This is a genomic window from Corynebacterium sp. HMSC08F01 (assembly GCF_001807545.1).
Taxonomy (GTDB): domain Bacteria; phylum Actinomycetota; class Actinomycetes; order Mycobacteriales; family Mycobacteriaceae; genus Corynebacterium; species Corynebacterium coyleae.
This window is the reverse complement of the sequence record NZ_KV789299.1, coordinates 40,511-66,132: the sequence shown is the minus strand read 5'-3', so window position 1 is coordinate 66,132 and position 25,622 is coordinate 40,511. Positions and strand designations below refer to the sequence as shown.

General features: G+C 63.7%; 23 protein-coding genes. 12 read left to right on the top strand and 11 right to left on the bottom strand.

Features of this window, described 5'->3' with window-relative positions; translation table 11 throughout:
* Window position 1 precedes the first annotated feature (1 nt).
* Both dnaN and dnaA read right to left on the bottom strand, forming a co-directional pair.
* Complete coding sequence (gene dnaN, locus HMPREF3171_RS04770; RefSeq protein WP_070483322.1) at window positions 2-1,201, bottom strand: DNA polymerase III subunit beta; 1,200 nt, start codon at window positions 1,199-1,201, stop codon at window positions 2-4.
* A 683-nt stretch (window positions 1,202-1,884) separates the two neighbouring features.
* A complete protein-coding gene (dnaA, locus tag HMPREF3171_RS04765) occupies window positions 1,885-3,471 on the bottom strand; it encodes a chromosomal replication initiator protein DnaA (protein ID WP_070421913.1) in 1,587 nt (528 codons plus the stop codon).
* 761 nt (window positions 3,472-4,232) lie between these two features.
* Here dnaA and rpmH point away from each other — a divergent pair.
* The 7 genes from rpmH (at window position 4,233) to HMPREF3171_RS04730 (ending at window position 8,762) form a co-directional block, all read left to right on the top strand.
* Window positions 4,233-4,370, top strand: coding sequence for a 50S ribosomal protein L34 (gene rpmH, locus HMPREF3171_RS04760; RefSeq protein ID WP_070421912.1), 138 nt, complete (start codon window positions 4,233-4,235; stop codon window positions 4,368-4,370).
* 15 nt (window positions 4,371-4,385) lie between these two features.
* Window positions 4,386-4,739, top strand: coding sequence for a ribonuclease P protein component (gene rnpA, locus HMPREF3171_RS04755; RefSeq protein WP_070421911.1), 354 nt, complete (start codon window positions 4,386-4,388; stop codon window positions 4,737-4,739).
* A complete protein-coding gene (yidD, locus tag HMPREF3171_RS04750) occupies window positions 4,739-5,026 on the top strand; it encodes a membrane protein insertion efficiency factor YidD (protein WP_070421910.1) in 288 nt (95 codons plus the stop codon). The genes rnpA and yidD overlap by 1 nt, the downstream gene beginning before the upstream one ends.
* A gap of 9 nt (window positions 5,027-5,035) precedes the next feature.
* The gene (gene yidC / locus HMPREF3171_RS04745) at window positions 5,036-6,013 is read left to right on the top strand and encodes a membrane protein insertase YidC (protein ID WP_070483320.1); all 978 of its coding nucleotides are present in this window, start codon (window positions 5,036-5,038) and stop codon (window positions 6,011-6,013) included.
* Between the two features lie 100 nt (window positions 6,014-6,113).
* Window positions 6,114-6,746, top strand: coding sequence for a 16S rRNA (guanine(527)-N(7))-methyltransferase RsmG (gene rsmG / locus HMPREF3171_RS04740; protein ID WP_101732845.1), 633 nt, complete (start codon window positions 6,114-6,116; stop codon window positions 6,744-6,746).
* A gap of 27 nt (window positions 6,747-6,773) precedes the next feature.
* Window positions 6,774-7,694 carry a ParA family protein gene (locus tag HMPREF3171_RS04735; RefSeq protein WP_101740847.1) on the top strand — a complete coding sequence of 307 codons (921 nt, stop codon included), beginning with the start codon at window positions 6,774-6,776 and terminating at the stop codon, window positions 7,692-7,694.
* A 3-nt stretch (window positions 7,695-7,697) separates the two neighbouring features.
* The gene (locus HMPREF3171_RS04730; protein ID WP_070483318.1) at window positions 7,698-8,762 is read left to right on the top strand and encodes a ParB/RepB/Spo0J family partition protein; all 1,065 of its coding nucleotides are present in this window, start codon (window positions 7,698-7,700) and stop codon (window positions 8,760-8,762) included.
* A gap of 428 nt (window positions 8,763-9,190) precedes the next feature.
* Here HMPREF3171_RS04730 and HMPREF3171_RS04725 read toward each other — a convergent pair whose 3' ends face one another.
* From HMPREF3171_RS04725 to HMPREF3171_RS12330, 7 genes are all read right to left on the bottom strand, one after another.
* On the bottom strand, window positions 9,191-10,366 hold the full coding sequence (locus tag HMPREF3171_RS04725; protein ID WP_070483316.1) for an N-acetylmuramoyl-L-alanine amidase: 1,176 nt from the start codon (window positions 10,364-10,366) through the stop codon (window positions 9,191-9,193).
* 48 nt (window positions 10,367-10,414) lie between these two features.
* Window positions 10,415-10,744 (bottom strand): thioredoxin, encoded by a 330-nt coding sequence (gene trxA, locus HMPREF3171_RS04720; RefSeq protein WP_070483314.1) that lies wholly within the window; start codon window positions 10,742-10,744, stop codon window positions 10,415-10,417.
* 10 nt (window positions 10,745-10,754) lie between these two features.
* Complete coding sequence (gene trxB, locus HMPREF3171_RS04715) at window positions 10,755-11,768, bottom strand: thioredoxin-disulfide reductase (RefSeq protein ID WP_083291965.1); 1,014 nt, start codon at window positions 11,766-11,768, stop codon at window positions 10,755-10,757.
* Window positions 11,769-11,778: 10 nt separating this feature from the next.
* Window positions 11,779-12,345, bottom strand: a complete 567-nt coding sequence (locus HMPREF3171_RS04710; RefSeq protein ID WP_070421903.1) for an RNA polymerase sigma factor — start codon at window positions 12,343-12,345, stop codon at window positions 11,779-11,781.
* A 74-nt stretch (window positions 12,346-12,419) separates the two neighbouring features.
* Window positions 12,420-15,842: a murein biosynthesis integral membrane protein MurJ gene (gene murJ / locus HMPREF3171_RS04705; protein WP_070483312.1), complete on the bottom strand. Its 3,423-nt coding sequence runs from the start codon at window positions 15,840-15,842 to the stop codon at window positions 12,420-12,422.
* On the bottom strand, window positions 15,839-18,301 hold the full coding sequence (locus tag HMPREF3171_RS04700) for a DUF6049 family protein (protein ID WP_070483310.1): 2,463 nt from the start codon (window positions 18,299-18,301) through the stop codon (window positions 15,839-15,841). Before HMPREF3171_RS04700 ends, murJ begins: the two co-directional genes overlap by 4 nt.
* Window positions 18,298-19,074 (bottom strand): NUDIX hydrolase, encoded by a 777-nt coding sequence (locus HMPREF3171_RS12330; RefSeq protein ID WP_083284711.1) that lies wholly within the window; start codon window positions 19,072-19,074, stop codon window positions 18,298-18,300. The genes HMPREF3171_RS04700 and HMPREF3171_RS12330 overlap by 4 nt, the downstream gene beginning before the upstream one ends.
* Before the next feature lie 129 nt (window positions 19,075-19,203).
* On the opposite strand from HMPREF3171_RS12330, the gene HMPREF3171_RS04690 reads away from it, so the two are divergent.
* The 5 genes from HMPREF3171_RS04690 to HMPREF3171_RS04670 all read left to right on the top strand — a co-directional run bounded on the left by HMPREF3171_RS04690 (window position 19,204) and on the right by HMPREF3171_RS04670 (window position 22,880).
* The gene (locus tag HMPREF3171_RS04690; protein ID WP_246815326.1) at window positions 19,204-20,628 is read left to right on the top strand and encodes a CCA tRNA nucleotidyltransferase; all 1,425 of its coding nucleotides are present in this window, start codon (window positions 19,204-19,206) and stop codon (window positions 20,626-20,628) included.
* Window positions 20,621-21,229: a YqgE/AlgH family protein gene (locus HMPREF3171_RS04685; RefSeq protein WP_070421899.1), complete on the top strand. Its 609-nt coding sequence runs from the start codon at window positions 20,621-20,623 to the stop codon at window positions 21,227-21,229. Before HMPREF3171_RS04690 ends, HMPREF3171_RS04685 begins: the two co-directional genes overlap by 8 nt.
* Complete coding sequence (locus HMPREF3171_RS04680; protein WP_070483308.1) at window positions 21,230-21,949, top strand: AzlC family ABC transporter permease; 720 nt, start codon at window positions 21,230-21,232, stop codon at window positions 21,947-21,949.
* Complete coding sequence (locus HMPREF3171_RS04675) at window positions 21,950-22,297, top strand: branched-chain amino acid transporter permease (RefSeq protein WP_070483307.1); 348 nt, start codon at window positions 21,950-21,952, stop codon at window positions 22,295-22,297.
* Between the two features lie 133 nt (window positions 22,298-22,430).
* Window positions 22,431-22,880, top strand: a complete 450-nt coding sequence (locus tag HMPREF3171_RS04670) for a hypothetical protein (RefSeq protein ID WP_070421896.1) — start codon at window positions 22,431-22,433, stop codon at window positions 22,878-22,880.
* A 68-nt stretch (window positions 22,881-22,948) separates the two neighbouring features.
* Here HMPREF3171_RS04670 and HMPREF3171_RS04665 read toward each other — a convergent pair whose 3' ends face one another.
* A complete protein-coding gene (locus tag HMPREF3171_RS04665) occupies window positions 22,949-24,232 on the bottom strand; it encodes an HNH endonuclease signature motif containing protein (RefSeq protein ID WP_070483305.1) in 1,284 nt (427 codons plus the stop codon).
* Between the two features lie 250 nt (window positions 24,233-24,482).
* Window positions 24,483-25,265: a hypothetical protein gene (locus HMPREF3171_RS12475; RefSeq protein WP_168161875.1), complete on the bottom strand. Its 783-nt coding sequence runs from the start codon at window positions 25,263-25,265 to the stop codon at window positions 24,483-24,485.
* Window positions 25,266-25,622 lie beyond the last annotated feature (357 nt).

The window sequence follows — 25,622 nt, the reverse complement described above, 5'->3', positions numbered from 1 at the left end:
ACTAGCCCGGCAGGCGAACCGGCATCAGCAGGTACGTGAAGTACGTATCCGGGGTGGGGAACGTGCCGTTCTCGTCCGCCTCCGGCAGCTCCTCCGGCTCCGGGATCATGATCGCCGGACGCGACGGCTCCGTGAAGCCGAACACCACGCGGTTCGTGCCAATCACCGACAGGCCCTCGCGCAGGTAGCCGGCGTTGAAGGCGATGAGCAGTTCGTCGGCACCGGTGAAAGCAGCGTCGATGGTCTCCTCAGCCGCACCCGAATCCGCGCCGGAGGAAAACAGCGTGACCTGGCCTTCCTTGAAGTGCAGACGCAGCTGCGCGTTGCGGTCCGCGACCAGGCTGACACGACGGATCGACTCCATCAGCGGCGCAACCTCAACCGACGCGATCGACGTGTGCTCCTTCGGCAACAGCGGCTCCACATTCGGGAACTCCGCATCCAACATGCGAGTTGTGGTTTCGCGGTTTCCGGTGTGCAGGCCAAACAGGCCCTCGCCGCCAATGTTGTCCTCGGAACCGACAGCGATCTCCACCGGCTCGTCGATACTCGTGTCCAGCGTACGAGCGTTATCCAACAGCGTCTTCGCCGGAACCAGCAGATCCGCCTTCACGTTCGCGCTCGCCGGCTCCCACGTCAGGTGACGCTGCGCCAGACGGAAACGGTCCGTGGCGGTAAGGGTGACACTCTCGCCGTCGATCTCCACGTGAATACCCGTGAGCATCGGCAGCGTGTCATCGCGGCCCGCCGCCGCAGCGACCTGCGTGACAGCACCCGTGAGCGACGCCGGCGAAATGCTACCCGTGACCTGCGGCAAGTGAGGCAACTGCGGGTAATCATCCAAGGACATAATCGGCAGCTCAAAGCGTGCCGCAGCACCCTGCAGCACCAGCTTCTGACCATCCGTGGTCACCTCAACCGGCTTGTTCGGCATGTTCGCCACAATGTCCGCCAGAAGCTTGCCTGCAACAGCGACGCGACCCGGGTTAGACACCTCGGCGCCGATACGCACACGCGTGGACACCTCGTAGTCAAAGCCCGCGAATTCCAAACCATTGTCATCCGCAGTGATCACCACCGCGCGAAGCACCGGCTGCGTGTTCTTCGTCGGCAAACTGCGTGCAACCCACGCCGCGGCGTCAGAAAGGTCGTCCCGTTCGACGCGGAACGACACGTTGTTGTCACCGTTGATGTCAACCATGGCGGCGCAGACTCCTTGCACGTGGGTAGGGGCCGGATGTAATTACGCAACCACTCTAGGCGGGCACCCCGACACACGCCATTTCCGGGTGCCAGTTTTGTCATTCGCTCTTTGCCTCTCGACGCCTATCGACGAAGCCCCGGCGAGTTCTGCACACCGTCTCTTTCTCTTAGAAGAATTACAAGTAAATAGATGGGAACAACAGTAAGTCCTGGGGAATCTGTGGATTACACCTTATCTGCGCCGGTCATCTCGGCGATCCGTCTTGTGATTCAGGGTGTGGATAACTTGTGGATAACTGCCCTTGCCTGTGGATAGATTTCTGCGCTTTTTGGAATTACACAATCTGTCCCGAGCTATCCACCGTTTGTACACATCTCGCTCCCCAGCCGGTCAAAGGCGTTTTGTGACCAAGATCGCCTAATTACAACGGTGTAATTACACAGGTGTGGATAGGTCTGTGGATAGATCTAGGTTGGGTGGGGTTTGGCGTGGTTTTGGTGTGTTGTTGAGGCTCCCTGGCTGACACATTCCGCCAGAATCTGTCAGCCGTCGGCATCGCTGCTGGTCAGAAATGAACCCTGACAAATTTTGTGAAGTTTGTCAGGAAACGCCGTGCGGGAGGCGCGACAACCACAAAAAAGGGAGCCCACCGAAGTGGACTCCCCTATGAACTCAACCGCCTACCGCGCGCGGGCCCGGTTCTTCACCAGTTGCGTGAGCTCCTGGATCTCGTCGTAGGTGCCACGGTTTTCTGTCATTTCCTTGCGGATCTTGCGGTCGGCATACATGACGGTGGTGTGGTCTTTGCCGCCGAACTCGTCGCCGATCTTGGGCAGTGACAGGTCGGTGAGTTCGCGGCAGAGGTACATGGCGATCTGGCGGGCGTGCGCTACCTGACGGGTTTTACCTGCGCCGACGAGCTGCTCCATGGTGACTTCAAAGTATTCCGCGGCGGCTTCTTTGATGGTGGCGGCGTTGATGTTCACGTCGCCTTCGTCGGGAAGAATGTCGCGCAGTGCTACCTGCGCAACTTCCATGGTGATTGGCTCGTTGATCAGCGAAGAGTAGGCGGAGACGCGGATTAACGCGCCTTCGAGTTCGCGGATCGACGACTCAAACTGCGACGCGATGAGTTCGAGCACGGCGTGGTCGACTTGGGTGCCGTCGGCGGCAGCCTTCTTCATCAGAATGGCGATGCGGGTTTCTAGGTCTGGTGGCTGAACGTCGGTGATCAGGCCGCCTTCGAAGCGGGTCCGCAGGCGATCTTCCAGCGTGGTCAGTTGCTTCGGCGGGCGGTCGGACGACAGGATGATCTGCTTGTTTGCCTGGTGGAGGGCGTTGAAGGTGTGGAAGAACTCTTCCTGGGTGCCTTCTTTGCCTTCGAGGAATTGGATGTCGTCGACCATCAGAATGTCGAGGTTGCGGTAGCGCCGTTTGAAGGATTCTTGGCGGTCGTCGCGCACGGAGTTGATGTAGTCGTTGGTGAATTCCTCGGACGACACATATTTAATACGCAGCCCTGGCTGTAGGACGCGCGCGTAGTTGCCGGCGGCGTGCAGCAGGTGGGTTTTGCCGAGGCCGGAGCCGCCCCAGATGAAGAGGGGGTTGTAGGCCTTGGCGGGGTTTTCGGCGACGGCGACGGCGGCGCCGTTGGCGAAGCGGTTTGAGGAGCCGATGACGAAGTTTTCAAAGGTGTATTTCGGGTTGAGGCTGGCTTCGCGGTCGGGGTCGTGAGCTGGCTTTTCGCGCGGGATGCGGCGGTCCACTGTTGGATGAGCAGCTGCTTCTCGACGACGCCCCTCAACCTGAGCGGCATGCATCCGCGCCAGCTCATCGAGGCCCATTGGGATTTGTTCGCCGGCGGCGGGTTGTTCTGCTTCGTACTCCCCCGCCACGGTTTGGGATTGGCCCCAGGAGTGCTGCTGGACCGGCGGCGTGGGCGGCTGCACCGGTTCGGGTTCCGGCTGTGGTTCAGGCTCGGGCTCGGGTGCGGCGACGGAAACGGCCAGGTTGTAGGGCAGTCCGGTGTGGGAGGTCAGCAGCGCGGTGATGTGCGGGGAAAGGGAGTCTTCGACCACGTTTTTGGCGGCTTGGTGTGGTGCGGAGAGGAGGGCGTAGCCGTCGACAAGCACGACTGGCTTCATGAGCCGCAGGTAGGCGCGCTGCTGCGGGGTGAGTGTGGGGACCGTGGACGAGGGTTGCTCGGAGAGTCTGAGGAGTTCGTCGACGATGCCACGCCAAAGATCCTCGAGGTGTTGATCCGCCAAGGTCCGCTCCAGTCTGTCAATTTCCTGTAATTCCAAATTCACCGCTTGATCCACAAGCGCTGAGGATGATCGGCTTGGCTCTCACCTGCCGATCCACAATGTTATCCACAGGTGTGGACAGCTTCGCATTCGGGAGTTGTCCACAGGTGCATTTTCCTCTGTGGATAACTGTGTGAATTACAGAAACCTGACCTGCCCTGCGGAAATGACCGCCGAACCGGGAAAGTCTCAACCATTACTTCACAGTTATCCACAGGGCTGTGCATGAACAGCCTGTGTGATTGTGGTGTTGAAACATTGTTACCCCGCCCGACCTCGCAGTGTCTAACGTTTTGTCATTCACCAAACTGTGGACAACTTCTGTTGTCGAACATGTGTCCCCCTATTCACAGTTACCCTGCAGGAAACTTCGGCGATTCGTTGCCCGACCTGCGAAAAAACACAAGCTTGTAATTACGGGGGCACCCGTTCGGGAGAGATAGGAAACCCGGAGTGTTGATTTGGCCGCGGGCGCAAATCTCGCGTAGTCTTAACCCCGTCTTCACGCCAGTTACCCCTGGCGTGCTTCACGAGAGCACCGCCCCCGCCGGGCACCGGGCCGCTTTACAAGGCGAGCCGGCGAAGGCGCTGCACGCGACTGCGCACCAATCCACTGGTGCCGAACCGCAATCTCGACGCACTCGTTTCAATTTTGGAACGGCCACTACCCCGGGAGGCTTTCACGAGCCGTCGGCCGTTCATGACCGCACAAGGAGTCCACCGTGTCTAAGCGGACTTTCCAGCCGAATAACCGTCGCCGCGCACGCAAGCACGGCTTCCGCGCTCGCATGCAGACCCGCGCCGGCCGCGCAATCGTTTCCGCGCGCCGCAAGAAGGGCCGCGCGAACCTTTCCGCGTAGTCTTACGCAACCATCGTGCTACCCCGCCCGCACAAACTCACTTCATCCGCCGACTTCAAAACGGCGATGAAGCAGGGAGTGCGCGCGGGGTCTCGCACATTAATGGTCCATGTCTACCCACGCCCGGACGAGGTCATCACAGGTGGCCCACGTTTCGGGCTTGTGGTGTCTAAGCAGGTCGGCAACGCCGTGACCCGCCATGCGGTGTCGCGGAGGTTGAGGCATGTGGTGGTGCAACGTGGGGTCGTCGATAAGCTGCCGCGCAATTACGACGTCGTCATTCGCGCCCTGCCGAAATCAGCCACCGCAACCAGTGATGACCTCGCGCGCGACATGGAACGCGCCATCACCAAAGCGCTGAACCGCTGATGGCGTACTACAACTTCGCCGGCGGCGAAATTCCCGCCGCCCGCGGACCGGCCGCCAAAGCGCTGGTCGGGCTGATTCGCGGCTACCAAAAATACCTCTCACCCCTTAAAATGGGCGGGACCTGTCGTTTTCTGCCGGTATGCAGCGCGTATGGGCTCGAAGCCGTGTCTCGGCACGGCGCTCTACGTGGTGGGATGCTGGCGGCGGCCCGGATCTGCAAATGCGGACCCTGGCACCCGGGGGGCTACGACCCTGTCCCGGGCAGCATCGAATTGAGTGAGGAGTAACACCGAAACGTGCTGAATTTCATTTATTGGCCGATTTCCTGGGTGCTGAAGTTCTGGCACGAGGTTCTCGGCTTCATCCTTCCGAAGGATTCAGGTATTTCCTGGATCCTCGCCATCGTGCTGCTGACATGCACGGTGCGTCTGCTGCTGCTGAAGCCGATGGTGAACCAGATGCGGTCCACCCGCAAGATGCAGGAGATGCAACCGCGGATGCAGGAAATCCGCGAGAAGTACAAGGGCGACCAGCAGAAGATCGCGGAGGAGACGCAGAAGCTCTACCGCGAGATGGGTACCAACCCGCTGGCATCCTGCATCGTGCCGCTGGTGCAGATGCCAATTTTTATTGGCCTGCTGCACGTGCTGCGTTCCTTCAACCGCACCGGTGACGGCGGCGTTGGTCTTGGTTTTACGGTTGAGCAGAACCGCAACACCGCCAACTACGCCTTCCCGCCGTCGGACGTGCAGTCCTTCCTGGACGCGGACTTCCTCGGTGTGCCGCTGTCGGCGTACATGTCGATGCCGGAGGAGATGTTCGCAGCCTTCGGTAACGCTGACCTGACGCGCGCGAACATCATTGCCGTCTGCGCCCCGCTGGTTGTGCTGTGTGCTGCGTTTACGCACTTCAACGCCCGCATCATGATCAACCGCCAGGCCGCCCGCAAGGCTGCCGGCAAGACCGCGAAGCCGCAGGGCGAGATGGCCGCGATGATGGAATCCCAGATGGGCATGATGAACAAGATGATGCTCTGGTTCTTCCCCATCATGATTCTGGCCACCGGTGTCATCTGGCACATCGGCCTGCTGTTCTACATGCTGACCAACAACGTGTGGACCTTCTTCCAGACCCGTTTCCTGAACAACAAGATGGACGCCGAGGAGGCTGCCGAGGAGGCCCGCAAGGTGGAGATGAAGCGCACCACCGCGCCTGCCCCGGGTGCCCGCAAGGTGGATCGCCGCACGAAGAAGCAGCGCAAGCAAGGCAAGTAAGCATTTGCTTATCGACGACGCCCCGGCTTCACCCGGGGCATTTTTCATGCCCATATATATGGTGTGGGGCCGTGTCGTGGAGCCGACTACAGTGTTGTGCATGTCGGATACGTCCCCTGCAGCCGCAGCCCAAGTTTTCGGAGATCGCCTCGCATTAGCCGAGGCCTACCACCAGTCGCTGGCCACCACAGCCGCCGAGCGTGGCTTTATTGGCCCCAAGGAAGTCGCGCGCCTGTGGGAGCGCCACATCCTGAACTGCGCGGTGATCTCGGAGGCCTTCCAAGAGGGGCTGAAGGTGGCGGACATCGGCTCCGGCGCCGGCCTGCCGGGAATCCCGCTGGCGATCGCTCGGCCGGACCTGAAGATCACGCTCATCGAGCCGCTGCTGAAGCGCTCCACCTACCTGCGCGAGATCACCGAGGAGCTCGGCCTGGACAACGTCACCGTCATCCGTGGCCGCGCCGAGGAGCAGCCGAAGGCATCCTTCGACGCCGTGACCTCCCGCGCCGTGGCACCCTTGGGCAAACTTGCCGGCTGGTCGCTTCCGCTGCTGCAGGGCGGTGGGGCCATGATCGCCATGAAGGGCGAATCCGTCGCCGAGGAGCTGGAGCGCGACGCCAAGCTCATCGCCAAGGCTGGCGGTAAGGATCCCGAGATTCTCACCGTGGGTGCGACTACGCTTGAACAGCCAACCACCCTAATCCGCATCACCCGCAAGAAGAAGGGGGAATAAGTGGATCACTACGATGACACGCCTTTGATGGAGGAGGCGATGCGGGCGGCGAGGGTGTCGTCGAGAAGCGAAACGCTCCCGCGACCCGACCAACCCCGCGTGATCACCGTTGCCAACCAAAAAGGCGGCGTCGGCAAAACCACAACCAGCGTCAACCTCGCAGCGTCACTGAGCCGCCAGGGCATGAAAGTGCTGGTGATCGACCTGGATCCGCAAGGCAACGCCTCAACCGCCCTCGGCGCCGAACACACCTCCGGCACCACCTCTAGCTACGAAGTGCTCATCGGTGAGGCCGACGCCGCCGATGCCGTGCAGGCGCACGCAGACAACGAGAACCTGTTCTGCATCCCCGCCACCATCGACCTCGCCGGCGCGGAAATCGAGCTGGTGTCCATGGTGCGCCGCGAATACCGCCTCCACGACGCCATCCGTCGCGGTTTCATGCAAGACCACGGCTTCGACTACGTGTTCATCGACTGCCCACCCTCGCTCGGGCTGCTGACCATCAACGCGATGACCGCCGTCGACGAAGTACTCATCCCCATCCAATGCGAGTACTACGCACTCGAAGGCGTGGGGCAGCTGCTGGGCAACATCGGCATGATCCGCGAACACCTCAACCACAACCTGCACATCTCCGCGATCCTGCTGACCATGTACGACGCCCGCACCCGCCTCGCGGCCGACGTCGCCGACGAGGTCCGCGGCCAATTCGGCCAAGTCGTGCTGAACAACGTCATCCCCCGCTCCGTGAAGGTCTCCGAAGCGCCGGGCTACGGCCAGACCGTCATCGACTACGACCCCGGCTCCCGCGGAGCACTCGCCTACTTCGACGCAGCCAAAGAACTCGCGCTGCGCGGCGACTACCAACCCCACCCCACCACCGGCCCAATTGGCGTGAGCCCGGAAGTCTCCGCCCAACTCGACAGCTCTTCCGAGGAGGACTAAACCATGGCAGAACGCAAAGGCGGCCTCGGCCGCGGACTGGCAGCACTGATCCCGTCGGCACCCGCAGACATTGACAAGAACGGCAAAACCCCCGGCATCGGCGGCAACGCCTCCGACGTGATCTTCGGCAAGCAGGACAAGGGTTCTGGTGCTGGTTCTGGTGCTGCGAAGAAGGGAGCGCCGAAGGGTGCGCCGCGGGCTGTGAAGGGCGCGCCGACCGTTACTGCGAAGCAGGACAACGTCATGCAGCCGGTGCCGGTGGGCGCCCGATACCAGGAAATCCCGATCGGCCAGATCATCCCGAACCCGAAGCAGCCACGCCAGGTCTTCGACGAGGATGAGCTCGCCGAACTGGTCCACTCCATCCGCGAGTTCGGCCTCCTCCAACCCATCGTCGTCCGCGACACCCCCGAGGGCTTCGAACTCATCATGGGCGAGCGCCGTTGGCGCGCCTCCTCCAAGGCAGGCCTCAAGCACATCCCGGCGATCGTGCGCGAAACCTCCGACGAGGACATGCTCCGCGACGCACTGCTGGAAAACATCCACCGCGTGCAGTTGAATCCACTCGAAGAAGCTGCCGCCTACCAGCAACTTCTCGACGAGTTCGGCGTCACCCAAGAACAACTCGCCGACCGGCTCGGCCGCTCCCGCCCCGTGATCACCAACGCGATCCGCCTGCTCAAGCTGCCGGTTCCGGTGCAGCGCCGCGTCGCCGCCGGTGTGCTGTCCGCCGGCCACGCCCGTGCGCTTTTGGGCATCAAACTTGGCGACGACACCACCGACGCCCAGGCCCAACTCGCCGACCGCATCGTCGCCGAAGGCCTGTCCGTACGCGCCACCGAAGAGGCCGTATCCATGATCAACGCAGGCGGCAAGGTGCCCGACAAGCCGAAGCGCCAACCTCTCCCCCAGCCGGAGTACCTCAGCCAGGCCGCCGACTCGCTTGCCGACATCTGGGACACCAAAGTCTCCGTCACCATGGGCAAGCGCAAGGGCAAGATCGTCGTCGAGTTCGGCGACAAGGACGACTTCGAGCGCATCATGGGGCTCATCCAAGGCACCGACTAGGGGTTTTAGGCGGCTGGTTTGGGCGGTTGGTTTGGGTCGCCTGTGCGCCCGCGGTGTCCGCATGCCCGCTGTCTGCCCGCCACGCTGCCTAGCGGTGTCCGCTCCTGACACATTTTGCCGAATTTGTCAGTGCTCCCTTCTGACCTGCGACGATGCCGGCGGCTGACAGATTCTGCCGCAATGTGTCAGTGACTGGGTGCCGGCCGACGGGCGACGGGCGACTGCTGCCGCGATAGAGGTCGCGATCGAGGCCGTTGCCGCTCCCCTCACCAAAAAAGTTCCACGGAAATCGGCAGATCGCGTTAGGTCCGGGAACTATTTTCGGCCCGCGACGGCGCGACCTGGGTGAATTGAACTATTTGGGCCCGGAATGCCGAAATAGTTCCCAGGCCGCGAACTATTTGGGTAAAAGAGGGCTGGGAGGGCGGTTAGGCCTGCTCTTCGCGCAGGAGCTCCTTGAAGGAGTAGGTGCCTGTCGGGCGGGTGTCGTGGTCCAGCAGGTAGAGGCGCTTCACGGCGACGACGACGGCTTCGGCGATGGCATCGCGCTGGGCGGGGTCGGTAAGTACGGCCAGGTCGCCCGGGTTGGTGAGGTAGCCGGCCACGAGCTCCACCGACGGCATGCGGGTCATCCGCAGCATCTCCCAGGTGCGGGCGTGGTTGCGGCAATTCTGCAGGTCAGTGCGGGCAGCGATCTCGCGCTGGATGTAACCGGACAGGGTTTCGCCGGTCATCGAGGAGCTGCCGTGCTCGGAGCCGAAGTAGAAGGTGGCAACGCCGTTGGCCTTCTCGTTTGGGTAGGAATCCAGACGCAGTGAGATCAGCAGGTCGGCGTTGAACCCGTTGGCCAGGTCGGCGCGGTGCTTGTTCGTAGGGTTGTCGCCACGTGGGCGGGACAGGATGGTTTCCATGCCGGTGGCGACCATGCGGCCCTCGATGCGCTGGGCGAGGTCCCAGAGGATCTCCTCCTCCGTGATGGGACCATACGGGCCCTCCACAACCAGGCCCTTGTCGGAACCACCGAGGTCAGGGTCGATGACTACGCGCTTACCGGCGAGGTTCGGTCCGGCCTGGCGGACGGTTTCGCGCTCACGGATCGCCTGGGCGGAACCTCCGGTGATGCGGCGGCCAAGCAGGGACAATGCATGCAACGTGTCGGGGCCGCAGACACCGTCGTCCTCCAAACCGGAGTTCAACTGGTAGTTCATCAACGCTTCGTAGGTCGCGGGGCCGAAGCGGCCGTCGATGCGGTTGGAGTAAAAGCCGAGCTCGTGAAGCTGTGTCTGCAGCTGGCCCACGTCGTCGCCGACCATTTCCTGGCCCGGCTGGTAGCTCAGCACGCGCGCGCCCAACGTGTAGGAGGCTTCGCGCAGCTCGCGGAGCGTCAGGTCGTCGATGGAGCCAGACGGCAAAATGCCGCGAGATTGTTGGAAGGCTTTGAGGGCTTCGGCGAGGGTGTCGTCGAAAAGCATCTCGCTTTCGGTGAAGCGACGCGTGCTATCGATTTCGCCTTCGTATCCGTCGAGGAGACCGAGGCGGGCCAGCGACAACCGAACCTCGGCAACCCGCGAGCTGGAGTCGCCAACGTGCAGCAAGTCTTGCACTAAGCACCTAACTTTCCCGGTCGAAAAAACAAAACCAACTACAACAGCTTACGCGTCGAGCTGCGCCTGGATCTTAGCGACGATCTCCGACTTCGGACGCAGACCCACAAACTCATCGACGCGCTTACCGTCCTTGAACAGCAGCACGGTCGGAATGGACATGACCTGGAACATTGCGCCCAGGGTGCGCTCGTTGTCCACGTTGACCTTGGCTACCTTAACCTGGCCTGCCATCTCCGACGCGATCTCATCGAGCAACGGGGAGAGTTTGCGGCACGGGCCGCACCACTCTGCCCAGAAGTCCACGAGAACCGGGGTGTCGGACTCGATGACCTCGTTCTTGAAGGTGGCCTGGGTGACATCTACTGGTGCGCTCATGGCCGTTAGTTTACAGCTCCGCGAGATAGTGCTGTGCGTCCAACGCGGCACGGCAGCCCGAACCAGCCGCCGTGATGGCCTGACGGTATGTCTTGTCCACCAGGTCACCGCAGGCGAACACGCCGGCGACGCTGGTGCGTGTCGACGGATCCTCTATCGAAACGTAACCGCCCTCGTCCACAGCAACCTGGCCCTCGAGGAACCCGGAGCGCGGATCGTGGCCAATAGCAACGAACAACGCGGTGGCATCCAGGACGGACTCTTCGCCGGTTTCCACGTTGCGTACGTTCAGTCCGCCAACCTTGCCGTCTGCCTCAACGACGGACTCGACGACGGTGTTGGTGACAAACTCGATCTTCTCGTTCTGTCGCGCGCGCTCCAGCATGATGGCGGAGGCACGGAAGTTCTCCGAACGGTGGATCAGCGAAACCTTGTAGCCAAACTTGGTCAGGAAGGTTGCTTCCTCCATTGCGGAGTCGCCACCACCGACGACGGCGATGTGCTGGTCTTTGAAGAAGAAACCGTCGCAGGTGGCGCAGGTGGACACGCCACGGCCGGTCAGTTCGGCCTCGCCCGGGATGCCCAGGTGGCGTGGGGCTGCACCGGTGGCAAGGATGACGGCGCGGGCGTGGAACTCCTCGTCGTCCACGAACACCTTCTTAATCTCGCCGGAGAAGTCCACGCGGTCTACCAGTTCAGGGCGCAGGTCTGCACCAAACTTTTCGGCCTGCTCGCGCATGTTGCCCATCAGGTCTGGGCCGAGCACGCCCTCGGGGAAGCCGGGGAAGTTCTCCACGTCGGTGGTGTTCATGAGTTCGCCGCCGAACTCGTAACCCTCGAATACGAGGGGCTTGAGCTCGGCGCGAGCGGCGTAGAGCGCGGCGGTGTAGCCGGCCGGTCCGGAGCCGATGATGATCACATCGTGGATGGTGTCTACATCGGTGCGGGCGGTGGCGGGTTCCGTTGCGGAATCGCCGCTTTCGTCGGTCTGCGGGGTAACGAAATTGAATCCGGAGAAGTTCATATCGGTGAGTCTAGCTGCTTGTTAACCTCTCCCCGATTGCTGCAGCTACTGCCTCCCGGGCACGGTATCTCCGGGACTTCACGGTGCCCGGTTTCACGCCTAGTTCGTGGGCGGCGTGCTCGACGGACATGCCTGCGACATCGATCAGCCATAGTGCCTTACGCTGCCCCGACGGCAACACGTTGAGCGCCTGGCGCATCGCGATGGTGCGTTCCATGGCCTCCATGGGGTTGTAGGCGAGGTATTTGTTCATGTCGCTGCTGACGGCCACGGCGTCGTCGTCAAGACTTGCCTGTGCGCCCGCGCGTGTGAACTTGCGTTGGTGGTCGATGGCGGCGTTGATGGTCATGCGGTGCAGCCACGTGGATAGCTTCGCTTCCCCGCGGTAGGTGTGCAGGCTGCGTGCCGCCTTGAAGAACGCGTCCTGGACGATGTCCTGCGCGTCTTGGTCGTTGCGCGTGTAGTTGCGGGCCACGTAGTACATGGCTTTGTGGTGGCGTTTGACGATCTGCCTGAACGCTCGTCGGTCCCCGTCGAGGTATTGGGCGACTAGAGCCCGGTCATTGCGGTAATCCATGATTCCCCCCAGAAAAGTGTTGACCCCCAGTGTGCACGACCCCTCCCCGGAAGGGAAGGGGTCAATTGCACAATCTATTGGACATCCACATGCCCTGCCAACGAAACTTCCGAAATTTCGAGCGGTTTCTGTTCCGCCGGGGTGAAGGAGATGATGACCTCGGTCAGCGCGCCGGTGTAGTCCACATCGGCACTGATCTGGCCGGTGCGCACCGTGCCCTCCGACAGCACCACAGGCGCTTGACCACCCGCGGGCACGCCGGAGATGGTGAAGGTTGCGCCGGTTGCGCCGGAGGCGTCGATAAGCACTTGCTCGAGGTCGAACGGCTGACCGTTGCTTTGCTTGACGACGAGATCCCCTCCGACCTCCCACTTCGTGGCCCGATCACCGTCAACGGCGGCGTGAGCATCAGAGCCGGAAGAGCCAGCAGAGTCAGCAACAGCCTCCAGCGGTGCGATGAGCACGGGTACGCGTGGGGCGGGCGCCACGGAGGATGTCGCGACGGCTTCCTCTTCTTCCTCCCCGGAGACGATGTCCACCAGGTAGGTCGTCAGCACACCGATCGCCACTGCGGCAGCCACGGCCACCAGGGTGACCAGCGCGATTGTCAACGGCTTGGTGCGGCCGCTGCCGAAGCCACCGTGGATCACGTCCGGGTCCTCCACGTGCTCGGGCACGGGCTCGACGGACTCGGGCACCTCGACGACGGGGATGGTGTCGGTCGGGGTGTCGTCTTCCTCGCTGTGGCGGCGCGAGCCCGGCAGGTTGGCTGCTTCCTTCAGGGCGGTGGCGATTTCGCGGAAGGCGGCTTGGTCGACGGCGTCGGCGTCGACAAGCGCTCGCGTGCGTGCGGTGATCTCGGCAAGGTCGTCGGAGGTGACGTTGGAGGTCAGCAACTCCAGGGCGGCGGCGAACGCCTCGGCGTCGGTCGGCTTTGTCGCATCCGGCAGGACGGCCGGGAATGCGAGGCGCACGATGCCGTCTGTATCAATGCGCAACTGCTGGCGGTTGTCCAGACCCAGCGGCACGCCGGCCTCGTGCGCGGTGGCCAGCGCAGCAGCCAGCGGCACGAGTGCATTGGCGACGGCCTCCGTGTGCAGCGTCTGGCCCGACTCCGCAACAGCCTTCACCGAGGAGCCCTCGATCCAGTCGGACACCACAACGGCGCCGGAGCGGAACGACAGGATCTCCACGTGGTCCGGCAGCGCCGGCAGGTGCATGTTGACCAGCTGGCGGGTACGGCGCGCGATACCGGCGGCCTGGAGGGCGGCCTCGCGCGGGGTGGCGGGCGCCATCGGGGCGGCACCGGTGGTGTCCACGAACGTCAGCGCGACGTCGCGGCCAGTGGCAATCTCGCGCGCCTGCCAGAAGCGGGCGCTGGAGGACGCGCCGTGGTCACGGATGAGGCGGAACCGGCCGTCGGACACGGACGCACCGGGCACGAGGCGCGGGCCGCGGACGACACCGGCGGACATCGGCGGCGGTACCGGGGAGGCGTTGAAGGTGTCGGCGGCGAGGAACTGGTTGGACATTTCGCGCGGGTCGACCTGGCCCACTTCGAGGCCGCGGTCGGCGTCGGCGGTGATGAACCGGCCCAGGCCCGGGATGCGGCCCACAGCGGAGCCCAGGTTCTGCACCTCCGGCAGGCCGGAGCGCGACAGCACGACGCCGGTGACGATGAGGAACAGCACGCCGAGCAGCGCGATCTCGATCAGCGAACCCAGCGATGGTGCGCCGATCATGCGGCCGAGGGCTTCGGGGAGGTGGAGGCCGGCGACGTCGCGAAGCAACCAGCGCACGCCGAACACCGCGGCAACACCGACGGCGGACGCACCGATGGCCCACAGGGACGTGCGTAGCACCTCACGGAACTGCAGGGTGCCAAGCTTGCGGCGCAGTAGCAGCGCACCGATGATCGCGCCGGCGACAAAGCCGAAGCCGTTTGCCGCACCGAGCAGGATGACCACGTGGCCCGGCTCGCTCGCGATGGTCGGCGCCAGCATGGACAGCGCAATTTTGGTGCCGGTGATGCCAGCGATGATGAAGGTTGGCGTCCAGGCTTCCTCGCGCGCGTAGAACACACGCAGGTGCAGCATGACCAGTGCGTACGGGATGAGTGTGAACGCGGCGGCGCTGATGGTCAGGCCGAGGGTGTAGGCGGCTTCGTCGCTAAATGAGCCGTAGGCGAACAGGGCGCTGGCGATGTCAGGGCCGAGCGCGGTCATGAACACGATGATCGGCAGCAGGGCGATAAACGTCAGTTTGGTGCCCATGGTCAGGTCGTGCACAACGGCCTTGTCGTCGCCGTCGGCGGCGTTGCGCGACAGGCGCGGCATGATCGCGGTCAGCAGGGTCACGCCGATGATGCCGTATGGCATCTGCAGCAGCATCCAGTGCTGTTGGTAGATGAACTGTGCCGCCGGGTCCGCCGCGAACGCGATGCGGGTGGTGATCACGTAGCCCAGCTGGCTGATCGCCACGTAAGTGATGATCGCCAGGGCCATGCCGCCGAACTGCTTGAGGCGTTCGTCGATACCCCACAGCGGCCGCAGGTCGATGCCCAGTTTGCGCAGCGCGGGCAGCATGATCAGGCACTGCACCACCACGCCCGCGGTGGTGCCCAGGCCAAGCAGCATGACGTGCGGATTGCTTATCGACGACGGCGCCGCCGGATTCAACGTCCCCGGCAACGCCATATACGCCACCAGCACGGCGATGGAGACGACGTTGTTCGCCACCGGCGCCCACGCGCCCGGCCGGAAGTGTTCCTTCGTGTTCAGGATTGCCATGAACAGGGAGAACATGCCGTAGAAGAAGATCTGCGGCAGCAGCAGGTAGGCAAAGGATGTGGTTTGGACGAGGTTGCCTGTGGAGTCCTCGTCCAGCATCATCTCGGTCAGCCACGGCGCGCCGACGACGGCGAGCAGCGTGACCACCGTCATCAGTGTCAGCGTGAGCGTGAACAGGCGACGGATGAACGCGGCACCGTGGTCGGCGTCCTCTTTCTCCGCGCGGACCAGCACCGGCACGACCAGTGCGGTGAGCACCGATCCGAGCACGATCTCGGTGATCAGGTTCGGCAGCGTGTTGGCGGTGTTGAACGCGGAGGCGACAACCTCGCCGAGCGCCGCGCCGATGAGCACGGTGCGGATGAAGCCGGTGATGCGCGAGATCAGCGTGGCAATTGCCATCGAGCCGGTGGCGCGGACGACTTTTTCGCCCTCGCTCGGTTTGGTGTCCTCGGCAGGCTCGGCGGGCTCGGCGACCGCAACGCTTGTCGCGACTGTGGCGACAGCGGCGGCGTCGTCAGCCGTCGGCGGCGGGGCGATGGTCTCGCCCTTGGGGCTGGTGGTCAGCAGGGACTTGTCCGGCAGGCCAGTCTCCGCCGGGGTGGGCGGCTTCGGCTCGCGCGGGGCCGGTACTGGCGCCGGGGGTGCCGGGGCGACGATGCGGCGGCGCAGGCCAGCCTCGGGCTGGCTGTTGTCCTGTGCTGTCACGGCTGTCTCCGTTCACGTGGGTTGCTGGGTGGTGGGCGTTTGGTCGGGCGCCTGTTCGGTGGCGCTTTCCTGCGGGTGATCAGCAGGAGCGCCAGCATCGCGGCGATCAGCGCGCCGGCGAGCGCCCACCCGCCGAGTTGGAGCCCGGCGGTGCGCACGGAGATGTCCACCGGGCGCGAGATCGGTTGGGCCGAGGCACCCGCGAGGTAAAGCTGCAGGTCGGTGCCGCGGTTGTTGTCGGGCAGGTCGGCGGTCATCTGGACGGTGACGGAGCCGCGTGCGGGGATTTTCAGCGTCCCCGGCACGTTCAGTTTCGCGCCGTCGGGCCCCCAGTAGCGGATCTGGGTTTGCACCGGCAGCGGCATTCCGTTTTGGGCGACGATGAGCAGTGGGCTTGACGACGACGCCCTGGTGTACACGTTCCCCGGCGGGATCAACGTCACGGAATCGCGCAGATCGTTCAGCGTTGCCCGGCTGGCGGCGAGGCGGTCGCCGGTGGCGCGCACGGCGTCGTCGTAAAGCGAAAGTGCCCTGCGTCTGTTGGTGCTGAGCGCGACGAGCATGTCGCGGCGCAGCGGCAGGGTGAAGCCGTAGCGGGTCAGCGCGATGGCGGGGTCGTTTGCCATGAGCGCGGTGATGTCGTTGATGAAGCTGTTTTGTTGCGTGACCTGCAGGATTTCCGCGTCGGTGAAGGCGGCGGGGTCCGAGAATGTCGCCGTGGTGTCGGCGGGTGGGACCTCCGGCGGGGCGGCGAGGTAGTCGCCGAACGAGATCGGGCGGGAGGTTCCGTCGGCGATCAGGCCCGCGACCGTGCCCAGGAGCACCGCGGCGGTTTTTGCGTCCCACGTTGCCGGCGGGTTGATCATCACGGGTTGGGTCGGTGCGTCGCCCTCACCCGTGGTGGCGCTCTGGGCGGCAAGCCGCATTGCTGCTGCGGCGTTCACATCGCGCGCGGTATTGGAATCCCGGGTGTAGTCGAAACGCAGGCCCGGGTTGGAATACCCCGGCGTGTCCGGGTGCTCCCCCGTCGCCGCTAGCACCGCGGCCAGCGAATCCTGGTACCCGACCTCCATCACGCCGGCAGTGTTCCACGTGAAACGTTGCGCATCCGCAGGCTTTGCGACGAGCACCTGCACCGGCACCTCCGGCACCGGCGCCGCCGCGCCCGAGAAGTCTGCGAGCTCCGCGCGTTCGAGCGCGCTCTGGTGGGAGTTGGCTTCGGCGTCGGGCGCGCTGTCAGCTTGGGCCGCCTCCCACGCGGCGTGCATCCCGCCGTCGAACACCGTGGAGCGGGTGTGGTCCGCCCAGCCAAGCGCCGGCCCGGCGCCCGCCTCGATGTAGCCGGTGCCGGCGACCACCGTATTGATCGTGCCTGCCGTGCCCAGCACCCGCTGCAGCACAAACGGGCCGCGCTCGACGGCCTCGCGCATCAGCCACGGATCACCCGTACGCGCCACCGCGTTGAGGTCCGCGTTCGCCCACGGCAGCGCCACGGTGCAGCCGGTCGCGGCGATCTCGCGCACTTTGTCCAGCCACGCCTTCGCGTCCTCGGCCCCGGAACCTGGGGTGCGGTGCGTGTCGTCGTTCGAACCCCAGCTGTCGCGCAGACGCTTCGGTTCCTCCACCACGGCGGGGCGCGAATCACTGACGGTGTAGCCGCCGGTCATGCGGTCCACTGTGTCCACCAGCGCCGGGTCGAGCGCCATGCAGGTGGCGTAGCCAACCTCAGGGGTTTCCACCGCCTTGCGGTACTGCTCCACCAGGGTGTCCAAGCGCCCGCCGGGCGCGAGTTGTTCCGCCAGTGCGTCGCTCTGCAGCACCAGCGGCGGGTCCTCGGGGGCCTCGCCGGTCTCTCCCGGCACGATATTCACCGGAGCGGAGACCGGGTACAGGGCGGTCAGCCCGCCCGGTTCGACGTCGTCGGCCGACCCGCGCACAGCCAGGTGGAAGCGGTCGGTGTCCAGGGTGGTGCTGGTGTCGTCGATAAGTTGCAGCATCATCGGGTACACGCCGATGCCGCCGGGCGCGGTCATCTGCAGCGACAGCTCGGCGCTTTCGCCGGGGCGCAGCCGGGTATCCACGACCACCTCGTCGCCCACAACGCTGTACTCCCCCACCCCGGCGACGGCGGCCACGCGCTGCTCGGAGACGGAGCCCACCGGCGCGGCGCGACGCGTGAGCACTTTGAGGCCCTCGAGGGTTGTGTCGGTCTGATTGGTCACGCGAAGTTTCACGTGAAACGGATCGTGCGCGGAGACGACCGCGGGGGCGTCGATAAGCGACACGCGCGCGAGCTGGCCCTCACCCGGGCGCACCGCCGGGTTGACCCACTGCTCCGCAACCTCAGGGTTCTTCGGGCTCACCGGCACCGCGGGCACCGCGCGAGCCGGGGTCGCTGACGGGACCGCCAGCGCCACCGCAACCGCGGCCGCAGCTAGACGGGAAATCGGCCGAATCATCGCGGGGTAGACCTTCCGGCGGCGACTTCCTTCCGAGCCAGCTCAGGCATCCGGTCAAACGCGATACGCGCCAGTTTGCGCTCGTCGGCGTACGCGAGGTGCTCCATCAACTCGCTCATGGGCACCCAGGCCACTTCGGTGACCTCCGGGTCTTCGTCGTTAAACACGCCGTCCACAAACCGCAGCAGGTTGTGGTGCACCGTCTTGTGGATCCGTACTCCGTCGGACACAAACCAGTAATCAATGGTGCCCAGGGTGTCGAAGGCCTCGCCGGTAATACCGGTCTCCTCCCAGACCTCACGCTCTGCGGTGCGCCACTGGTGCTCGCCATCCTCGACGTGGCCCTTCGGCATCGACCACAACAACCGCCCACGGCGATCCAGCCGGCCAATCAGCGCGACGTAGATGCGGCTCATGTCTACCTTGCCGTCCGGGCCGACAGCCTCCGCCATACCGGAGACCACCAGACCACCGGCCGAGGTCTCGTCGCGCACCTCCATCGAAGAGTCGTGCTGGCGGTTGTACTGCGAATGACGGCGATGCTGGTTGCGGTTTCGGTTCCGCTGATTCCCGCGCCCGCCCCTCCGGCGGTTGTTCGGGTTACGGCGACGGTGTTGCTTCTTCTTCGGCTTGTCGCCGCCTTCTGATTGGTTCTTGTCTTGGCCCTGCTGGTTTTTATTCTGGCCGCCGCGGCGCTTCCGCGGACGACGCCGCCCGCCGGATCCCCCCTTACCGCTGGGGGGACCCGGTACAGGCCGCGTGTTGTCACTCATTCGTGCCATGCTATCCGGCTTCAGGCCGGTTGTGGTACTCCACGCGCGGGGGTGGCGGGTATCGTGTCCAAGGTGACAAAGCTTTTCGACATGCCCGATCCGAACGACCCACTTGCCCCCGCCGCGTTGATGGCCCGAGCGCAGGGGGTCGTCGAGAAGCAATCTGCCCTGCTGGAGCCGCTTGCCCGACTCTTCGCCGAGCGCGGCGAGTCCTTATATATTGTTGGCGGTTCCGTCCGCGACGCCATGCTGGGCCGCGGGGTGCACGATTTGGACTTCACTACCTCCGCCCGACCTGCGGTTATCCAGGAAATTCTCGCGGAGTGGGGCGAGAAAGTGTGGGACACCGGCATCGAGTTCGGCACCGTCTCCGCGATCCGGCACGGCGAAACCGTGGAAATTACGACGTTCCGCTCCGATCTTTACGACGGCGTCACCCGCAACCCCGAAGTCACCTTCGGCGACACCCTCGAAGGCGACCTCGTGCGCCGCGACTTCGCCTGCAACGCGATGGCCATCGAGCTCTCGCTTGTCGACGACCACCTCGCCCCCACCTTCCACGACCCCGTCAACGGCCTGTCTGACCTGGTCGTGGGCGTGCTTGACACCCCGCAGGAGCCGGAGGTGTCGTTCCGCGACGACCCGCTGCGCATGCTGCGCGCCGCCCGCTTCGTCTCCCAACTGGGCTTTACGGTGGCCGACCGCGTCTTCGATGCGATGCGCGACATGGCCGGTGAGATCCAGCGCATCACCGTCGAGCGCGTCCAGGCCGAACTGGACAAACTCATGTGCGGCTCGCGCCCCTGGGAGGGCATCGACCTGCTCGTGGCCACCGGTGTTGCCGAGTACATCCTGCCCGAGATCCCTGCCCTGCAACTCGAGACCGACGAGCACATGCAGCACAAGGACGTCTACCGCCACTCCCTGACCGTGCTGCGCCAGGCCACCGAACTTGAAGACGCGGACGAAGGCCCTGACCTGAAGCTGCGCTGGGCGGCGCTCATGCATGACATCGGCAAACCCGCCACTCGCGCGCCGAAGGAAGGCGGCGGCGTGACCTTCTACCACCACGAAGTGGTCGGCGCGAAGATGACCCGCAAGCGCCTCAAGGCCCTGAAGTACCCGAAGCACGTCATTTCCGACGTGGGCCAGCTCGTGTTCTTGCACATGCGCTTCCACGGCTTCGGCGAGGGGCAGTGGACCGATTCGGCCGTGCGACGCTACGTCACCGACGCCGGCGAATTGCTGCCTAAGCTGCACAAACTCGTTCGTGCGGATTGCACCACCCGCAACCCCAGGAAGGCGGCGCGCCTCCAGCGCACCTACGACCACCTGGAGGAGCGCATCGCCGACATCGCCGCCAAGGAGGACCTCGCTCGCGTGCGCCCGGACCTCGACGGCAACGAGATCATGGAGATCCTCGGCCTCAAACCGGGCCCGGAGGTTGGCAAGGCGTGGAAGTATCTGAAGGAACTGCGCCTCGAGCGTGGCGAGCTCGACCACGACGAGGCCGTCGCCGAACTCAAAACCTGGTGGGAGAACGAGAATGCCTGAGTACTTCTACGCCGATCGCCTCTTCAACGCCCTCGAGCGCACTGACCCCGAGCCGGGCATGTTGCTCGTCGCCGCTCCCGGCATGTACTCCCCCGAGTTCGCCCGCACCGTGGTGCTCATCATCGAGCAGAGCGCGGATCGCACCCTCGGCGTCGTGTTGAACCGACGCAGCGAAACAGCGCTTGCCAACGTGATCCCCGCGTGGGCCGACCTCGCTGCCAAGCCCCAGGCCGTGCACATTGGCGGTCCCGTCCGCCCCGAGGCCGCAGTCTGCCTCGGCGTCACCTCCCCCGGCGTGGACATCGACGCCAACCCTTACTTCCAGCGCATGGCCAACCGCCTCGTGCTGCTCAACCTCAACGTTGAACCGGAGCTTGTCTCCGCCGACATCGACGGCGTCCGCATCTTCGCCGGCTACGCCGAGTGGGAGCCGGGCCAACTCGACGACGAGATCCTCCGCGGCGACTGGTTTGTCGCCCCCGCACTGCCCTCCGACGTGATCGCTCCGGCGGGTGCGGATTTGTGGGGGGACGTGATGCGTCGCCAAGCAATGCCCTTGCCTCTGTTCGCCACCTTCCCGGCGAATCTGGAGGACAACTAATTGGGTGTTTCACGTGAAACAAAGCGGCAGATCCGCCTCGGCCTGAAGGACTCGTGGCTCGTCGGCCTCGGTCTCGTGCCGCTCGGCCTGGCGTTCGGCCTGCTGGTGACGCAAGCTGGTTTCGCATGGTGGTGGGCCCCGATCTTCTCCAGCATCATCTACTCCGGCTCGATGGAATTCCTCGCCATCGGCATGGTGACCAGCGGGTTCGGCGTGTTTTCCTCCGCGCTGACCGCGTTCATGGTGAACTTCCGCCATATCTTCTACGGCCTCACCTTTCCCCGCGATGTCGCGCGCCCGGGCTTCCCGCGCCTGTACCTCACCTACGGCGTGACCGATGAGCTCTACGCTCTGACGTCCACGCTCGTCGCTAATGGCGCGCGCCTGACGCATGCCCGCTTGATGACCAGCGCGATGCTGATCAACGCGTCGTGGATTCTGCCGGGCATCATCGGCGCGCTCGTGGGCAACCTCATCCCGGAGAACATCGAAGGCTTCGAATTCGCCCTCACCGCCCTGTTCGCCGTCCTCGCCTACGAGGCATTCCAAAGCAGCAAGGACCTCTCCGCGCCCCTCATCGCCGGCGCGCTGGCCGTGGTCGCTGCGTTCATCTTCCCCGACCAGATGATCATCCTCGGCCTGCTCGCCTACTTCGGCGTGCTGTTGCTGCGGTTCTGGGCACCGCGTATCGACGACCTCCTCACCTGGCAGGTGAAATAAATGAGCCCCCTCGGACTCCCCGACGGCGTCACCCTCGGCATGGCCGCCGCCGTGATCATCCCGGCCGGCATCGTGACCTTCCTGCTTCGCGCCCTGCCCTTCACCTTGGCGCGCTACCTCAAGGGCAGCCCGTTCATCGACTTCCTCGCCGTCCTCATGCCCGTCGGGGTGATGACGGTCCTGGTCGTGTACACCATCGCGGGCGAAGCCGGAAACCCCGGCCGCTTCTGGTCCGCCCTCGCGGCTTTGGTGATTACGTTCGTGCTCCACGCCTGGCGACGCCGCGCCGACCTCTCCATCTTCGCCGGCACCGCCGTGTACATGCTGCTGGTGAATCTGGTGGTGTAGAGCGCTTATATCGCCAGGCAACCCGATAACGTTACGGTTAAATTACGTTTGGTCACAGGTTGTTGGCTGTGCTTTAATTGCGGTTGTCAAGTTACTTGGCTCACTTTTATCCGCTCTACTTCAGGAGTTTCCCATGAAGCGCACCGCCGCAGCCGTCCTGGCAGCAACCACCGCCCTGTCCCTCGCCACTGTCCCGGCTCACGCTGCTGATGATGTCGTCTACCTCCGCGGCCTGAATAAGCCTGGTGGATCCTCGGCAGTTTCGGACAAAGAGCTTGGCGAATACTTTTTTGGTGCTGGCTTTGTCGAGGGAGCAAACGAGAAGGGCTTGACGAACAACGAGGGTCTGACCTCCTCGGTTCGCAGCATGTACCAGCGCGATCAGGAAAACAAGACGCATAAGTTCACGGATGCTGCCAATGGACCGCTGAAGAGCTCGTTTAAGAACGACGCCAATAACGGTTACAAGGTCGGCACCACGTTCGAGATTCTTCTCGGCACTGGCATCGCTGCTCTGGTTCTCGCTGTCCTCGGTGGCGCTGCTTACGCAGGCGTCATCCCGGGTGTCCAGCTCCCGTTCTAAGTCTTCTCGGCTTTAACGCTTGACTCCTCTCCCGCGCGGAGGGGAGTTTTTCTCTGCTTTGGTTGCGCTTAGTCATCGAATCCGCCCCCGCTTTCTGCCCAGGTTTCGGCGTTGTCGCGGCGGCGTGGGAGTGAATAGTTCTCCGAGACGTAGCGGGTACCGTCTTGGTAGATGAAGTGCACGTCGCTGCCGTCCTTGACGGTTTCGAGGTAGCCATCGGTAACCAAGGAGTGGCAGGCGGAACAGAGTGGCAGCAGGTTTTCTAGATCGGTCATACCGCCCTCGGACCATTCCTTGATGTGGTGGATTTCGATGAAGCGGGAGTGCGTGCAACCGGGAGCGGCACATTGCCCGCCCCACATCGTGAGCAGGGCGTTGACCTGTCCCGGCGTCGCGAAGCGGGAAGAGCGGCCGGTGTTGATGATCAGGCCGTCGTCGTCGACAGTAGAAACGCGCAGGTCAGCGTTCGCGATCAACCCAACCAGTGCCTCGGAGCGTGCGCCGACGTTGTTGGGCATGTAGGCGCGGCCGTCCTTGGTCACCAGAACGTTGACGTGCGCGCCTGGCGTTGTCAGTGTGCTCTTGGGCTGGCTGCGGGTCATGTGCACCATGCCCATGAAGGCCTGCAGCAGCATTCGGCCGATCGGCATGCCATAGCCCGAGGCGGTCTTGCGTGCCTTCTTTGCGGGTTCGACGGCGTCGGCTTTCTGCAGCATGTCCCTGATGGAGAGCTCGGCGACCCGACCGTCTTCGTGGCGCAATGCATCCTCGAGCATTTCCTCCATCTCGTAGTAGGCGATCTCCCCGAGTTTCAGCGCGGCGATGAACGCGGCGCCATCCGAGGCGTTGAGCACCCCGTGGAGGGCAATCTCGCCGTTATCGCGGGTGTGTACGCGCAGGTAGTGGTCCGGCTTCTCGCTATCACCATTCCCTGGTTTGTCGTATCCACTGAGTGCGATTTCGAGTTCGTGGTAGCCGAGTTCCAGGGCCATGTCGACAAGTTGGCGCTCTACCGCCGGGGTTAGGTAGCGAAGCAGCAAGCGCACCACCGAGTAGCTGATCTTGCCCGCAGAGAACTGCTGCTGAAGGTACAGAAACTCGCCGAGGCGGCAGCCGACGTGGACATATTCGTGCGCTGTGGAGATCGAGATCCCCAGGCGACGCGTCAGAAACTGCGCCGTGGTCCGTGCCCCCATCTGCGGTGCGAAACCGCCCTCCTCAAACGCGCGTATCGACGTCAACAGCTCCGCCTTACAACGCGTCATGCTTCTGTGCGACTGCTCGATTGCATCCGTAAGCAACTCCGCAAACGCACTAGGTTCAGTGCACTTCTCCTCCACTGCCGTTGTCATTGTGGTCCCCCTTAAGGCCGTATGTATGTTCGATAAAGCAAAGCATACAACCCGCCACGACACGGCTGTGACCTGCACAAACAATGTTTTATATGAGTGCTATAAAACGCACTAAAACCGAACGGAACAACTCCGCATTGCGGACAATCCCGGCCGCGCCAATCGTTGGGGAGGCCCAACGAATTCGGGCGCGTGGGGTCGTCGTCAAGCATCCGCAACTCCGCATTGCGGACAAGTGGGGACGCACCAACTAATTCACCACGCGGTACCAGAGGCGCTTGCCTTCCTTCTTCGGCGGGACGAGTTTCACGCGGACCGGCTGCGGCAGGGTGAAGTCGTAGCCGCCACTCTGGATCTGGCGGCGGATCTCGCGGGCTTTGAGCGTGTCGCCGACGTCGATCCGATGCGAGCGCTGGCGTAGGGGGCGCTTGAAAATCTGCCGACGAACCGCGCTGGGGAGGGCACCGGGACTGGCGGGGATGTCCTTGTACTTCACTACCCCATTGGGCGTGGTGGCCTCGATCGTCGCAACGGACATGTATCTGACGGTCGAGTCCACACCCGGGATGTGCGGGGTGATGTGGATGGTGCGGATGACGCCGTCGATAAGGTCGCGGCGAAATCCGATGGGTGCGCGGCCTGGGAAGATCATCCGGGCGATGAAGAACAGCACCAGGATCGGGAGGAAAATCTTGCCGTAGAACCCGATGATTTCAAGCGGGCCAGGCAGGAAGGGGCCTATGGTGTCGAAAAAGCTACCCATAGGCGAAGAATAAAGCTGGTGCGGGAACTTCGCTCGGGCTTCGCTCCAGAAGCCTTCGAGTTCGTCGGCGGTGAGGTGGCGGGCGGTGATGCCTTCCATCGCGTCGTAGGTGCGCGGGTGTGGCACGGTGCCCATGGGTTGGTTGGCCTGTCCGATGACGCGGCCGTCGACGTAGATGCCGGTGATGGTCTCGGCGGGAGGAGTTGTAGGGCGATGCCGGTGAACACGGTGGCGTCGATGTGCACGCCGCCGCCCGCGCCCATCAGCCACATCACGAGCAAAGGCGTGACGCTGACACCCACTAACGACGACACTGCAAGCGGTTAAGAAGAGCCCCAACACTTAGGCGTTAGAACGTGGTGGACAAGATGGCTGGCAGCGTATCCCTTGACTCAATTTTGCTTGACCGCTCAGAGGTGTAAAAACTCGGTAACACCTTCCTGTAGGGGGTGGTTGTCGGTAGCGCACAGCTATTACGATTTGCTATGGCTGGTTGTTTACAGACGTCCAACTGTCAGAATTTGAAAAAGGAATACCCACTATGGGAAACACAGTCATTTCAAACTGATGGTCCTTGCAGGTGTGGCACCTCTATTCGTCTCGTGCCACGCGCGCATAACTGTTAAG